Raw genomic sequence first — 13,705 nt, forward strand, 5'->3', positions numbered from 1 at the left:
CCCAAGGTCGAAAATCGCCCAATCTGCCCGATAAATGGTGCAAGAACGTGCAGCGCAGATATCGTGGGCGGGTGGTGTGGCAACGCCCGTCCCCGCAGGTGTGCGAGCTGATCCGGCAGGGTGCGCGGATGGTCCTGGACGCCCCTGCGGAGTGGCTGCACAGATTCGACATGGCATCCATGGAGTCCAGCCCGGCAGTCGGTGAAGACCCGGTGCTGGCGGAGGCCACCCGCCGCAGTATCCGATCCAGCCTGATGCACTGGGCCGCGGCCAACGTGAGCAACCCCGGTGCCCCGGTGCCGGCGAATCTCGGCCCGGAGCCGCTGAGCATCGCGCGCGACATGGCACGCCGTGGTCTCGAGCCGTTCACCTTCCGTCCCGCACAGCGCGTGGGCTGGCAGCTCTGGATGGAGATCGCGTTTGCGCTCACCTCCGACCCGGACGAGCTCCGCGAGCTGTTCGAGGTGTCGTTCCGCTCAATCAGCGACTTCATTGATGCCACGTCGGCGGGCATCGCTGACCAGATGCGGCAGGAACGTGAGGAACTGACTCGCGGTACCCACGCCGAACGCCGTGAAGTCACCGCGCTGATCCTCGACGGCGCCCTGATCAGCCGCCAGCGCGCCGAGGCGCGGCTGGGCTATGCCCTCAACCGCGTCCACACCGGCGCTGTCATCTGGAGCGACGATCCCGACGGCGACTTCAGCCAGCTCGACCGGGTCGCCGAAGCGTTCGGCCACGCCGCTGGATTCGCGCGGCCGCTGACGGTGATCGCCAGCGCCGCCACCCGTTGGGTATGGGTGCCCGGCGCCACCCTCGACGTCGAGCGGGTGCACCAGGCCGTCGAGGGCGCTCCGGGAGTGCGAATCGCGATCGGGACCAAAGCGAAAGGAGTCGAAGGGTTCCGGCGCAGCCACCTCGAGGCCCTGACCACGCAACGGATGGTGGCCGTGCTGCATTCCCGGCAGCGGGTTGCGCTTTTCGCCGACGTCCAGTTGATCGCCTTGATCACGCAGAACCCGGAAGCTGCCGACGATTTCATCAAGAACACGTTGGGCGACTTCGAGTCGGCCAGCCCCGAACTACACAAGACCGTGCTGACATACGTCGGCGCGCAGTGCAGCATCGGGCGCACCACCAAACTCCTTTACACACATCGCAACACGCTGCTGCGCCGACTTGAGCGTGCCCAGCAACTGCTGCCCCGACCGCTTGAGGACTGCAGCGTGCACGTCGCCGTCGCGCTCGAGGCCTTGCAGTGGCGTGGCAAACCTACCGATGTCTAACGTCGCCCCATACCGCCCATCCCGCCGGGGCCGCCCATTCCCCCCGGGTCAGCCATTCCACCGGGGGGGCCGGAGATTCCGGTTTGGGGCACACCGGGTATGAACGGTTCACCGGGCAGCATAGGACCACCCGGCCCGCCGACTCCGAACAGTCCGCCGGGTCCAAACTCTCCGCCCGGTCTCCCCGGCGGCGGGGGTCCAATAGGTGTGGGAGTCGTGGGTCCAGACATCAGATCAATCTCACAGCGTTGCGACACGGGGTTCCAGGTCCAGCCGATGGGGCAGTTGTCATCGGCGCGGCCGATCGCCGGCGCGCCGAGTCCGATCACCGGCAACGATGCCAGTATCGAAGCGAACGTGGTGATCGCGGCACCCCGCCGTAGGTAGGTTTTCATCCCAGCCTCATTTGTTGCCGATCTGGGCGGTGGTCGGTGTGGGTGGACGGCAAAAATTCTCCGTAGCAACGAGATTGGCCGAGATCGGCCGCGTAGCCAGATTCTTGGGTGTAGGCCGTGCGGCCGTTGACGAGTACGGCGTGCACGGCGTCGTCGTTGCGGTTGACCACGCGGTCGAGTCCGAAAGCATCGGGGGCGGGTGCCTCGGTGATCTCGAAAACCTGGTCGGTCAGCCCGTCCGGGTTGACCACGACCACGTCGGCGCGGGCGCCGACGCTGAGGCGGCCCGTCTCGATTCCCCACCAATCAGCCAGATCCGAGGTCAACTTGCGCACCATCTCGGCCACGGTGATCCTCGGATGTGCCGATTGCTCTGCTAATTTGGCCATGGTCAGGGCGCGCAACCCGAAGTTGTAGTTCGCCAGGCTGCGCAGATGCGCCCCGGAATCGGCGAAGCCGATGTGGGTGCCGGGGCTGGCCAGTAGGTCCAGCACGATGTCGGGGCGATGATTGCCCACCACTGTGTACCAGCGCAGTTTCTCGCGCCAGGTGGCGGCCAGATCCAGGAACATCTCGGCGGGGTGTTGCCCGCGCTCCCGGCTCAGGTCTTCAAAGGTGCGGCCGACCAATTGCGAATCGGGGCAGTCGATGATCACCGCGTCGTCGAAGCGCCGGTTCCACAGTCCGTTCATCATGAATCCGCCCATGTCCTTGACGAACTGGGACCGGAAATCGGGGTCGCTCAGCAGCGCGTACTGGTCCTCGGCGGTGCGTAGGTTGCGCAGTGTGACGCCGCTGCTGAACTCTTCGAAGGCCGCGAAGTCCACCCCGTCGACATAGATCGTCATCGGGCCGGGTAGTGCCTGAAATCGCAAGTCGCCCTTGAGTGCGCGGTTTGTCAGATAGGCCAGCAGACGTGACACCCGATGCAGCATCGGGTTGGACTTGAAATCCAGCGCAGTGAGCAGGCTGGTGCGCAGTGGGCGCCGGCCGATGCCGGCCGAGGTCAGCGCGAACGCGAACACGTTGACCTGAGTCTCGGCATTGGGGGCGCTCTGCAGGATCCGGCCCCGCCGGCGCAACCGCTTGTGCAGGCGCCGGTACTCGCGCCACCTTGCGAACGTCGAGGGCAAAGGCTGTGCCCAGGCCCGGTCGCCGGCCAGCTTGTCGCGACGTGTGGTCATCGTCGACAATCCCAGGAAACCCTCGTCCAGCGCGTCGTCCAGAATGCGTTCCATCGTGGCCAGTTGGGAATCGCTGGGCCGGAAGTGCTTGTCCGTGGCGGTTTTCAGACCCAGGACGCCGACCCGTAGATCGCTGTGACCCAGCATGGCCGCGACGTTGGGGCCCAGCGGCTGTTGTTGGAGCCACCGTCGGTACTCGCGGGGTGTGCTCCAGGACTTATCGTTGCGCAGGATCGCCGTGATGCCCGAATGCGGGATGGCCTCTACCCGAGCGAACAGGTCCGCCGCATCGTCGGCATCGACGGTCACCATGCTCAGCGAACAGTTGCCGGTGACCACCGTGGTCACGCCGTGCCGCACCGACTCCGGTAGCCCCGGGGAGGTCACGATCTCGGCGTCATAGTGGGAATGAACCTCCAAAAAGCCCGGCGTTACCCATTTTCGGCCGGCGTCGATCACCTCGTCGAAATCCGCGGGATCCAGCGGCCGCTGGGACATGGCGATCACCACCCCGTCGGCAATGGCGACGTCCTGGATCGCCCCGGGCCTGCCGCTACCGTCGAAAACCAGCCCTCTCGAAATCAAGACTCGCCGGGCCGGTGTGCGTGCGGACGCTGTGGTGTTCATGTCCCGATCCCTTTCGGCTAGCTCGGCGCGAGGTGACGACATGCTGCCCATCTTCGAGACCGCGACACCGCGGCCCAAGGGCGAAAAGATCCCAATTCCATCGAAGAATGGTGCAAAAATGTGCATCCTCAACCCGCGGTAGGCGGCTAGCCTGGTGACAATTCCCTGCACCACAACGTATTTCCGCGATCCTGCCCGGCCGCGACCCAGTAATCGGTGCATTCGCCGGGCACCGAATTAACATGACTGTCGATCCCGAGGAGGTCACCATGACCGGCGCTGCTGATGTCATCTACACCAACGGCGACATCGTCACTGTCGACGACGCGCAACCCACGGCCGAAGCCGTTGCCGTCAAGGACGGCCGCATCGTCGCCGTCGGGCCTCGCGACGACGTCGAGGCCGGCCACCGCGGCCCGCGGACGCGCTGGGTTGATCTTGACGGAATGGCGTTGTTGCCGGGCTTTCTGGACCCGCACAGCCACTACCTCAATGCGCTCACGGTAGCCAACCAGGTCAACCTGTTCGCGCCGCCGGCCGGTCCGGGTGCCGATGTCGACGCCATCCTGGCGGCGCTGAGAAGCTTCCGCGACGCGCGCAACGTCGGTGACGGCGAGCTGATCATCGGCTACGGCTACGACGAGACGGCCATGTCAGACAACCGCACGCTGCACCGCGAAGACCTGGACCGGGATTTCCCGGACAACCCGGTGCTGGTCGGGCACGTCTCGCTGCACGGCGCGGTGCTCAATTCCGCGGCGCTGAAAATGTTCGGGATCTCGGCAAGCACGGTGACCCCGCCCGGCGGCGTCATCGTCCGCCAGGAAGGGTCGAACGAACCCGACGGGCTGGTGATGGAGACCGCGTTCCTGCCGATCTTCGGTGCGCTCCCCAAGCCCACTCTGGAGCAAGAGGCCGAGTGGAGCATCGCAGGTCAAAAGCTCTATGCGGCAGCCGGTATCACCACCGCCCAGGAGGGCTTGACCCACGCGTCCGACGTCGCCGTACTGCAGCGGGCGGCCGCCGGTGGCGCCACCCTCATTGATGTCGTCGCCTACCCTTTCATCCTGGAACTTGACGAGGTGCTGCGCGACAACCCTCCCGAAACGTTCGGGACTTACCACAACCGCGTCAAGCTGGGTGGGGTGAAGATCACCCTCGACGGTTCGCCGCAGGGTCGGACGGCGTACTTCACCACCCCCTACCTGGTCGACGGACCCGACGGAGAGACGAACTGGACCGGCGAGCTCGGCTTTCCGCAGGAGACCGTCAACTCATGGTTCAAACGTGTCTACGACCTCGGCCTGCCGCTGAACATCCACGCCAACGGCGACGCCGCCATCGACGTGCTGCTGGCGGCGCATGAATATGCCGCCGCCGACGATCTCGGAAAAGACCGCCATACCACGGTCATTCATTCCCAGTTCGTGCGCCGCGACCAACTCGACAAGTACGTCGAGTACAAGCTGATTCCCTCACTGTTCACCGAGCACGCGTTCTACTTCGGCGACACTCATGTCCGGCTGCGCGGCGCGGAGCAGGCCCATTTCCTGAGCCCGATGCGGGCCGCGATCGATAAAGGGTTGCGTCCGACCAACCACACCGACTTCAACGTCTCACCCCTGGACCAGATGTTCGTGATGTGGACGGCTGTCAATCGAGTCTCGCGGGACGGCGAGGTCATCGGTGCCGATCAGCGCGTCACTCCGCTCGAGGCATTGAAAGCGATCACCATCAATGCCGCGTATCAGTACTGCGAGGAGCAATCCAAGGGCTCGATCGAGGTTGGCAAACTCGCCGATCTGGTCATCCTGGACAGCAACCCGCTCACCGTCGACCCGATGCGGATCAAAGACATCAAGGTCGTCGAGACAATCAAAGAGGGGCACACGATCTATCGGAGGGCCACCGTGGCGGTGTGAGCTGGCGGCGCCACGCTGGCCGGCCATAGCAGCCTGAACAGCGCCAGAGACATTCCGTTTGTGACTGCGTCGAGGTGGCTCGACGAGGGCGGTTTGCCGGTTTGCATACGTTGGGCATTTACCCGCCGGGCGGCGTCGTCACTGTCTTGGGCGCCGTGGATGTCGTCGTCGGGGTGTCGGTGACCGTCACAGTGCTGGTGCTGGTGCTGGTGCTGGTGCTCGCCGGCGGCACCACGGCGGTCGTGGTGGTGACGGTCGTGACCGTGGAGGTTGTGGTCGTCGGCGAGGTCGTGGACGAGGCGGTCGTGGCGGATGCCGCGGCGATGACGCCGCACGCCACCCGCTTGCCGGTGTCTTCCGCCGAACCTTCGCCGAAGGTGCCCGGGTCAGCGGAGATGACCAGCGACGTGCCGGAGCTGTTGCGCAAATCCGCGGCGGTGAAGCCGCTGGTCGTGGTGACAAGTTTCGCCGAGCCGTCGGGTCGCACCTGCAACGCGGTGAGCTGGCCGCTGGCGGGATAGCCTGTGTGGCCGGAGGCCTGGTACACGCCTCCGGCGGACTCGAAGGCGCCCGGCTCACAACTGCCGACCGAGTGGACCTGAAGCCCGTGAAAACCGGGCGTAAGGACCGAATTGGGACCGGCCTCGACCGTCACCGTCGCGTATCCGTTCGCGAAATCAAAAGTGGCCGCGGCGATCTGGCTCCCATCCGCGCCTTTGAGCTGGGTGCTCATCTTCTCCGCGCCGCTCTGTGCGCCGGAGGACGACGAGTTGCTGCCCTGGCCGCCCTGCTGCGTCGAGCAGGCGGCCACCGATGCAACGGTCGTGGCCAGCGCCGTGATCGCGACGGTTATCCCCTTTTTCATGAGGCGTACCTACCCCTATCCGTTGAAGTCAAAACGCTCCGGATGCGCCATGTGCCATGGCATGTGTCAATGGGAGGGCAACCACAGCGGACGGCCGAAAAAGGAGCATCCCTTGTCCGAAAAGACGCCCGACGACATCTTCAAGCTTGCCAGTGACGAGCACATCGAATATGTCGATGTCCGGTTCTGCGACCTGCCAGGAACCATGCAGCACTTCACAATTCCGATGTACGCCTTCGACGAGAACGTGTTCGAGGAAGGCCTGGCTTTCGACGGCTCCTCGATCCGCGGCTTTCAGTCGATCCACGAGTCCGACATGCTGCTGCTTCCGGACCCCGAGACCGCGACGATCGACCCGTTCCGCAAGGCTCCCACGCTGAACGTGAATTTCCACGTGCACGACCCGTTCACGCTCGAGCCCTACTCGCGCGATCCGCGCAACGTCGCCCGCAAGGCCGAGAACTACCTGATCTCGTCCGGCATCGCCGATACCGCCTACTTCGGCCCGGAGGCCGAGTTCTACATCTTCGACTCGGTGAGTTTCGATTCGCGCATCGACGGCGCGTTCTACAAGGTCGACGCGAGGTCGGGATGGTGGAACACCGGGGCTGAGACAGAGTCCGACGGCAGCCCGAATCTGGGGTATAAGGTGCGCCCCAAGGGCGGGTATTTCCCCGTCGCCCCTACCGACCACTACGTCGACCTGCGCGACGAGATGCTCACCCACCTGACCAATGCCGGCTTCGCGTTGGAGAAGGGCCACCACGAGGTGGGCAGCGGCGGTCAGGCCGAGATCAACTACCGGTTCAACACGCTGTTGCACGCGGCCGACGACCACCAGATGTACAAGTACATCGTCAAGCAAACCGCCTGGCAGGCAGGAAAATCCGTGACATTCATGCCCAAACCGCTGTTCGGCGACAACGGCTCGGGCATGCACTGTCATCAGTCGCTGTGGAAGGACGGCCTCCCGCTGATGTACGAAGAGGACGGCTACGCCGGACTGTCGGACACCGCGCGCCACTACATCGGGGGATTGCTCTACCACGCGCCCTCGTTGTTGGCGTTCACCAATCCCACCATCAATTCCTACAAGCGGCTGGTGCCCGGCTACGAAGCACCCATCAACCTGGTCTACAGCCAGCGCAACCGCTCGGCCTGCGTGCGCATTCCAATCACCGGAAACAACCCGAAGGCCAAGCGGTTGGAGTTCCGCTGTCCCGACGCGTCAGGCAACCCGTACCTGTCGTTCGCTGCCATGTTGATGGCCGGACTGGACGGCATCAAGAACAAGATCGAACCGCCCCCGCCGATCGACAAGGACCTCTACGACCTGCCTCCGGAAGAGGCTGCGGACATCGCGCAGGCGCCCACGTCGTTGTCGGCGGTGATCGACCGTCTGGAAGAAGACAGCGAATACCTCACCGAGGGAGGCGTTTTCACCCCCGACCTGATTCAGACCTGGATCAACTACAAGCGCGACTACGAGCTGGCGCCATTCAACCTGCGGCCCACGGCTTTTGAGTTCGCGCTGTACTACGACGTCTAGACCTCCACGTCGTGTGCCCACTTCGGCGGGCGGACATCGGGCCGGCGGGCGGCCGCCAGCGTCGTCGTCCGCTCGCCGTTGATGGCGGTCAGCGGTGGCGGCTGGCCTTTGCGCAGCGTCGCGATCAGTTCGCGGTAGGGACCGATGAGGTAGACGGTGTCGCCGGCTTTGAGCCGGGCGTCGCGGCGCGGCCGCAGCCGGATCGGACCTTCCGGACGGATGATCGCAATGACGCGGGTCTGGGTGGACAGTTCCAGCATCAGCAGTCCGTCCAGCTCGCTACCCGCCGCCACCAGCATCGCGCCGACCATGAAAGAGCGCTGGCCGACCCAGAACGTGCCCAGCACCTGCAGACCCATCGCCGCCCCGATGAACCAGGGAGCAGCCAGGTCGACGATCGACCGCACGTTCTCGAAGCCGAACCGCCGGTTGATCGCGGTGCCCAGCGCCCGTCCCTGCACGCGCATGACGATCGGCACCTTGGTGTCGGATCCGAGGATCTCGAGCAGCACGATTCCGGTCTCGATGTTCTCCATGTCGTCTCTGGTGACCACCGCGACCCCGCGGGCATGATCGACGCGCGCGGATTCCAACGTCTGGCGCATCGTCGAATCACCGAAGATGACCGGCACATCCAGCTCTGCGACGGTCTGCAGGAACGGGTTGTTCTCGTTCTGTTCGACGACCAGGACGTCGTAGCCTGCGGCCGTCAGATCGGTGACGACGCGGACGCCGATGGAACCGAGTCCGATCACGACAACGTGCCCGCGCATGTGCCGTGCCCGCAGCCGTCCGGTGGTGTTGACGAAGCGCCGCGACAACAGCAGGTCCGCGAGAAACGCGGTGAGAACCGCGGTGATGATCACGCCGCCGAACATCAGGCCGACGGCGAACAATCGCAGGAAAGGCGACTGGTAGGCGAAATTGAAATCGCCGTAGCCCACGGTCGTGATGGTCTCCGAGGCGAAGTAGAGGGCGTCCAGCCACGACAGGTCCGGATTGTGATGACCGAGGCGCACGACGACCGTCGAGCCGAGCGTCAGCAGCAGGGTGAACACCAGCGAGGGGTACACCATTGGGTTCAGGTCGTCGCGCATGGCGCGGGTTGCATCGATCGCGCGCCGCACCCGGGAGTGGCGGGAGCGGGTCGCGGTTGCCGGTGGCACGGTGATGCCGCGGGCTTCCAACTCGTCTTTGACGCCGATCATCGAGGTCCAATCACCTGCGTAGACCTGCTGGTCCCGTCCCGGGCATGGCACCACGTCGCCGGGAACGGGGGAGTTCCTGCCGTGCACGACCGCCACCGGTGCCAGGTCCGCGTAGATCTCCCGCAGTGTTCCGTCATGTGGCGCCTCGGACCCCCAGACGACGAATTCGATTCCAGCAGCCTCGAATTGGTGTGCGTTGCGGGACAGGACGGCCTCGACGATGGAGGGAGTCGCCAGGTCAGCGAGGTCCAGAATCGCGCCGGGGCCGTTGACGCCGGCCACCCCTCTGCGCAGCACCTCGTTGGCCAGTCGCGCCACCACGCGCACGTTCGGGCTGAATTCACGCGCCAGTAGCGCAATTTCGAGGTTCACCGCGTCGTTGGGTCCGGCGCAGACCACGGCACGGGCGCGGTGCACCCCGGCGGCGCGCAGGTCGGCGGCGGTGTTGATCTTGATGATCCGGGCGCCGGCGCCTCTGAGTTCCTCGGCGATTGTCTTCGACAGCGGGTCGTCGCCGCTGACGATGATCTCGCGGTGAAATTGAAAGACTTCGCCCATTCCCATTCCTGTGTAGTCCCTATGACTATCGGTCACGAGGTCGAAGAGTGCCACCGGAAGCGGTGCATTTGAATGGCGGAAATCTCTGGCGCACAACGGCACTCGTGGAAATGAAACGAGATCGACCCGAGCCGGTCACCCGTACGCAATGTTCACGGAGACAATACGCAGGGGCGATCCGCCACATTGGGACTAGATCCACGCCGCCCGTGGTTGGACCACCACATGACGATTCGACTCGGACTGCAGATTCCCAACTTCTCTTATGGAACCCCGGTCGCCGAACTCTTCCCCGCCGTTACGGCTCAGGTCCAGGAGGCTGAGAGCGCCGGGTTCGACGCCGTGCTGTTGATGGACCACTTCTACCAACTGCCCGGACTGGGTGAACCTGACGAACCCATGCTGGAGGCGTACACGGCGCTGGGCGCGCTGGCCACCGCCACCGAGCGGGTGCAGCTGTCAACGCTGGTGACCGGCAACACCTACCGCAACCCGACCTTGCTTGCCAAAGAGGTGACGACGCTGGATGTGGTGAGCGCGGGGCGCGCGATCCTCGGTATCGGGGCCGGTTGGTTCGAACTGGAACACCGGCAGCTGGGCTTCGACTTCGACACCTTCACCGAGCGGTTCGAAAAGCTCGAAGAGGCACTGCAGATCATCCTCCCGATGTTCCACGGCGAGCGGCCCACCTTCGCGGGCAAGTGGTATCGCACCGAGAACGCCGTCAACGAGCCCCGCTACCGCGAGCACATCCCGGTTATGCTCGGCGGCAGTGGCGAGAAGAAGACGTTCCGCCTGGCCGCCCGGTACGCCGACCACCTCAACATCATCGCTGACATCGACCAGCTGCCCGGCAAGCTCGACGTCCTACGCCAGCGCTGCGCCGAAATCGACCGCGATCCTGCCACTTTGGAGACCAGCTGCTTGCTGACCGTGGTGCTCGACGGGTACGGCGCACCGCGGGACATCGGCGAAGCACGCGGTGGGCGGGCGGTCACCGGACCGGTCGAGCGGGTCGCCGAGGAGATCAAGCGCCGCGTGCTGGACGCGGGCGTCGACGGTGTGATCGTCAACCTGCCGACGCACCGTTACACCCCCGGTGTCATCACCGCGGTGGGGGAGGCGCTCAAGCCGGTCATCGACGCCGGTTGAGCTCGATCCAGGGCGAACAACGTCCGGCTCCTGAGCATCCCGCGGGATCGCCTGCGGACCTATCGTTAGCGACGACGAGTGGAGGCTTCGATGGTGCTCAATGTGGGCGACAGGGTGGATGGACGATCGCTGACGACGATCGCGGGCGGGCCGGTTGCGATTCCCGCCGCCAGTGGACTTGTACACCTTCAGTTTCGACGGTTCGCGGGCTGCCCGATCTGCAGCCTGCACCTAAGAGAGGTGGCCCGCCGGTACGACGAGATCGGCAAAGCAGGAGTTGCCGAGGTAGTCGTCTTCCATTCGCCGGTCGAGGCGCTCCGTCGTTACCAGGCCGACTTGCCGTTCGCCGTGGTGGCCGATCCGGATCGGCTGCTGTACGACGAGTTTGGCGTCGGATCTTCGCTTCGGTCGGTCCTTCATCCGCAGGCGGTGCGGGCCGCCCGCCGAGGTCTGCGTCACGTGCGATCCGTACGAGCCGTCGTCGGGAGTCTGGCACCCACCGAAAACCACCTGGGTAGGCCAGCGGACTTTCTGATCGAGCCGGACGGCGCCCTACGCGCACGCAAGTACGGTGAGCATGCCGATGATCAATGGTCGGTGGACGAACTCCTGAAACTGGCCGCCCCTCAAGCATTTCGCTAACAGAACACAGGCCCGGGGTACTCCACCCGGGCCTGCGTCGTCTCGGGCTCGGGCCGATCAGGCCGAGCGGCGGATTCCGCGGTTGCGTCCGATGGAACCCTTGAGCAGCATGTCGCGCTCGGACTCTGACAGCCCGCCCCACACCCCGTAGGGTTCGCCGACGTCCAGCGCGTGGGTGCGGCACTCGTCGATCACCGGGCAGCGCCGGCACATCTCCTTGGCTCGCTGTTCACGCTGCATCCGTGCGCGACCCCGCTCACCGTCGGGGTGGAAGAACATCGACGAGTCGACCCCGCGGCACAACCCCTGCAATTGCCAGTTCCAGATGTCGGCGTTGGGTCCAGGTAGTTGTTCCGGCTGTGGCATTGCTGATTCCCTCTCTGCACGGCACACCTGGGTGGGCAGGCTCGCAAAACAAGGCGAGTTGTGCAACCGAATGGCAGTGGCGTCACCGATGACTACACCGAACACGGTAGACGCTAGGTGGGCTATCGAAATCCAGTCAATAGGCGCCCGGTGCGGGAAAATACGTGCATGTTGTTTGAGAATTAACTCGACGTTCACCTCTGACGCTATTGCGGACGGCTAGGTGTGCTAACCGGATCGGGTTTTCAGCCTAAAATCGCAGCTCAGAGTGGGTATGTGGTCAAGCTGTAATTGGCTTGAAATCCACAGTGGGTAATATTTCGGTAACACAGAGCGCACAAACTTTTTACCAATGCGGCGCAGATATCACGGTGATTGAAACCTGCCAGGCGAGCACGTTTGAACGACCACCGAGCGGTACTCCGCGGTGGCAGTAAGGCCCCCCAGTCTCAGGCAGCCTGGCCGATGCCCAGCTGGGCCCCCAGTTGCTTGGCCAGACTCAGCAACTGCGCTGCCAACGCCGGGTTGCTGGCCTGGAGCTGAGCGAAGGCGCCGAACAGTTGCGCGGCCAGCGCCGGGTTGCTCTGGACTTGCGCCACCAGGCTCATCACCAGCTGCGGGTTGCTCGACAACAGGCCGAACGCGGTGGTCACCAACGCCGGATTGGTTGCCAGCAGCGGCACGATCTGGTTCAACAATGATGGGTTGGCCAACGAAGCCTGAAGCAGACTGTTAAGTACCTGCGGGTTGGCGGCAACCGTCGCAAGTTGCTGGGCCAGCGCGTCCTGAGCCGGGCCGGTGAGGGCCGCCAACTGACCGGTCGCTGTCGCTGCCACTGCGTTCGCCGCAATCGTGATCTGCTTGGTGACGGGCGCGATGGCCGCGTTTGCCGCGGCGACGACAGGGGTTTCGGCAATTGCCTTGGCCACCGGCGCAACCGCCGCGTTGGCGCTTGCCGCCACTGAGGCCGCTGCGGTGGTCGCTGCTTTGACTGCGGGTGCCATGGCCGCGCTGACCGAAGAGAACGTCCGCTCGAGCCCACCACTCACGCTCGTGATGACGCCGATGGCGCCGACGCCGACCAACGCCGCGATCAGGCCGTACTCGATCGCAGTGGCGGCTGGCGCCGGCGGCAATGCCGTCGCCCCCAGCCCGGTCGCTGCTGCGAGTTGACCGGGCAGGGCCTTCAGTGCGCTCTGCCAGGGCACTAACTGCTCGGCGACCGCGCTGGCACCGCCGTGGTACTCCACCATCGCGGCCACATCCTTGGCCCACATCTCTTCGTATTCGAACTCCTTTGCCGCGATGGCCGGCGCGTTGAGGCCGAAGATGTTGGACAACGCCAGCGATACCGCCTTGTTCCGGTTGATCGCGATTTCGACCGGATGTACGACGGCGGCCCGGGCCATCTCGTAGACGGTGGCCACCGCTTTGGCTCCCGTCGCCGCACCCCCGGCCTGGGTGGCGGCGCCGCCGAGCCAGTCCGCGTAGGGGATGGCCATGGCGGTCATCGCCAGCGCAGCATGCCCTTGCCAGGCCGAACCCAGCAGATCTGAGATCAGCGACTTAAACGATTTGGAAGCCAAACCCAGCTCGTCGGACAGTCCCTCCCACGCCGCTGCGGCGGCAAGCATCGGTCCCGGCCCCGCTCCGGCGTACATCTGCGCCGATGTGACCTCCGGCGCCGACAGCAAGAAACTCATCGCAATATTCCTTCCTGGCCGGCCTTCCCGGCCTGACCGCCATCCCGATAACGGCCTTGAGGATTACTACTTCCCGGACCCCCGATAAATCTTCTTGCTGCCGCCTCCTCGGCGCCGAATGCGCGACGGTCACCCCGCCACGCACCGACCGTCGCCGCCATTCCCACTCCGGTCGCCACCATCACGCACCACATCCTCTGGCTGAAGCGCTGAGCGATCACCGATGACTCGGGAATCGTGACAAGAAG

At 64.9% G+C, this 13,705-nt stretch carries 11 protein-coding genes; 5 read left to right on the plus strand and 6 right to left on the minus strand.

Translation table 11 applies throughout. The features are described from left to right. Positions 1–71: 71 nt before the first annotated feature. Complete coding sequence (locus JX552_RS06195) at positions 72–1,286, plus strand: Rv1453 family transcriptional regulator (protein WP_205876554.1); 1,215 nt, start codon at positions 72–74, stop codon at positions 1,284–1,286. Here JX552_RS06195 and JX552_RS06200 read toward each other — a convergent pair. Together JX552_RS06200 and JX552_RS06205 are read right to left on the minus strand one after the other, a co-directional pair. Then, positions 1,283–1,681, minus strand: a complete 399-nt coding sequence (locus JX552_RS06200; RefSeq protein ID WP_205876555.1) for a hypothetical protein — start codon at positions 1,679–1,681, stop codon at positions 1,283–1,285. The two genes, JX552_RS06195 and JX552_RS06200, sit on opposite strands and share 4 nt — an antisense overlap. Then, positions 1,678–3,492: an N-acyl-D-amino-acid deacylase family protein gene (locus JX552_RS06205; protein WP_205876556.1), complete on the minus strand. Its 1,815-nt coding sequence runs from the start codon at positions 3,490–3,492 to the stop codon at positions 1,678–1,680. Before JX552_RS06205 ends, JX552_RS06200 begins: the two co-directional genes overlap by 4 nt. Before the next feature lie 242 nt (positions 3,493–3,734). Here JX552_RS06205 and JX552_RS06210 point away from each other — a divergent pair, with 242 nt between their 5' ends. Next, positions 3,735–5,414 carry an amidohydrolase gene (locus JX552_RS06210; protein WP_241010897.1) on the plus strand — a complete coding sequence of 560 codons (1,680 nt, stop codon included), beginning with the start codon at positions 3,735–3,737 and terminating at the stop codon, positions 5,412–5,414. 118 nt (positions 5,415–5,532) lie between these two features. On the opposite strand, the gene JX552_RS06215 is transcribed toward JX552_RS06210, so the two are convergent. Beyond that, a complete protein-coding gene (locus JX552_RS06215; RefSeq protein WP_205876557.1) occupies positions 5,533–6,279 on the minus strand; it encodes a superoxide dismutase family protein in 747 nt (248 codons plus the stop codon). Between the two features lie 112 nt (positions 6,280–6,391). Here JX552_RS06215 and glnA point away from each other — a divergent pair, with 112 nt between their 5' ends. Then, complete coding sequence (glnA, locus tag JX552_RS06220) at positions 6,392–7,828, plus strand: type I glutamate--ammonia ligase (RefSeq protein ID WP_205876558.1); 1,437 nt, start codon at positions 6,392–6,394, stop codon at positions 7,826–7,828. Here glnA and JX552_RS06225 read toward each other — a convergent pair. Further along, the gene (locus JX552_RS06225; protein WP_205876559.1) at positions 7,825–9,594 is read right to left on the minus strand and encodes an NAD-binding protein; all 1,770 of its coding nucleotides are present in this window, start codon (positions 9,592–9,594) and stop codon (positions 7,825–7,827) included. The two genes, glnA and JX552_RS06225, sit on opposite strands and share 4 nt — an antisense overlap. 225 nt (positions 9,595–9,819) lie before the next feature. Here JX552_RS06225 and JX552_RS06230 point away from each other — a divergent pair, with 225 nt between their 5' ends. Beyond that, a complete protein-coding gene (locus JX552_RS06230) occupies positions 9,820–10,746 on the plus strand; it encodes an LLM class F420-dependent oxidoreductase (RefSeq protein WP_205876560.1) in 927 nt (308 codons plus the stop codon). Between the two features lie 90 nt (positions 10,747–10,836). Beyond that, the gene (locus JX552_RS06235; RefSeq protein ID WP_205876561.1) at positions 10,837–11,388 is read left to right on the plus strand and encodes a peroxiredoxin-like family protein; all 552 of its coding nucleotides are present in this window, start codon (positions 10,837–10,839) and stop codon (positions 11,386–11,388) included. A 57-nt stretch (positions 11,389–11,445) separates the two neighbouring features. On the opposite strand, the gene JX552_RS06240 is transcribed toward JX552_RS06235, so the two are convergent. Further along, on the minus strand, positions 11,446–11,754 hold the full coding sequence (locus JX552_RS06240) for a WhiB family transcriptional regulator (protein WP_065043238.1): 309 nt from the start codon (positions 11,752–11,754) through the stop codon (positions 11,446–11,448). Between the two features lie 449 nt (positions 11,755–12,203). Next, positions 12,204–13,457, minus strand: a complete 1,254-nt coding sequence (locus JX552_RS06245) for a PPE family protein (RefSeq protein WP_205876562.1) — start codon at positions 13,455–13,457, stop codon at positions 12,204–12,206. Between the last annotated feature and the right edge of the window lie 248 nt (positions 13,458–13,705).

The sequence above is a fragment of the Mycobacterium gordonae genome, assembly GCF_017086405.1.
In the GTDB taxonomy this organism is placed as follows: Bacteria; Actinomycetota; Actinomycetes; order Mycobacteriales; family Mycobacteriaceae; genus Mycobacterium; species Mycobacterium gordonae_D.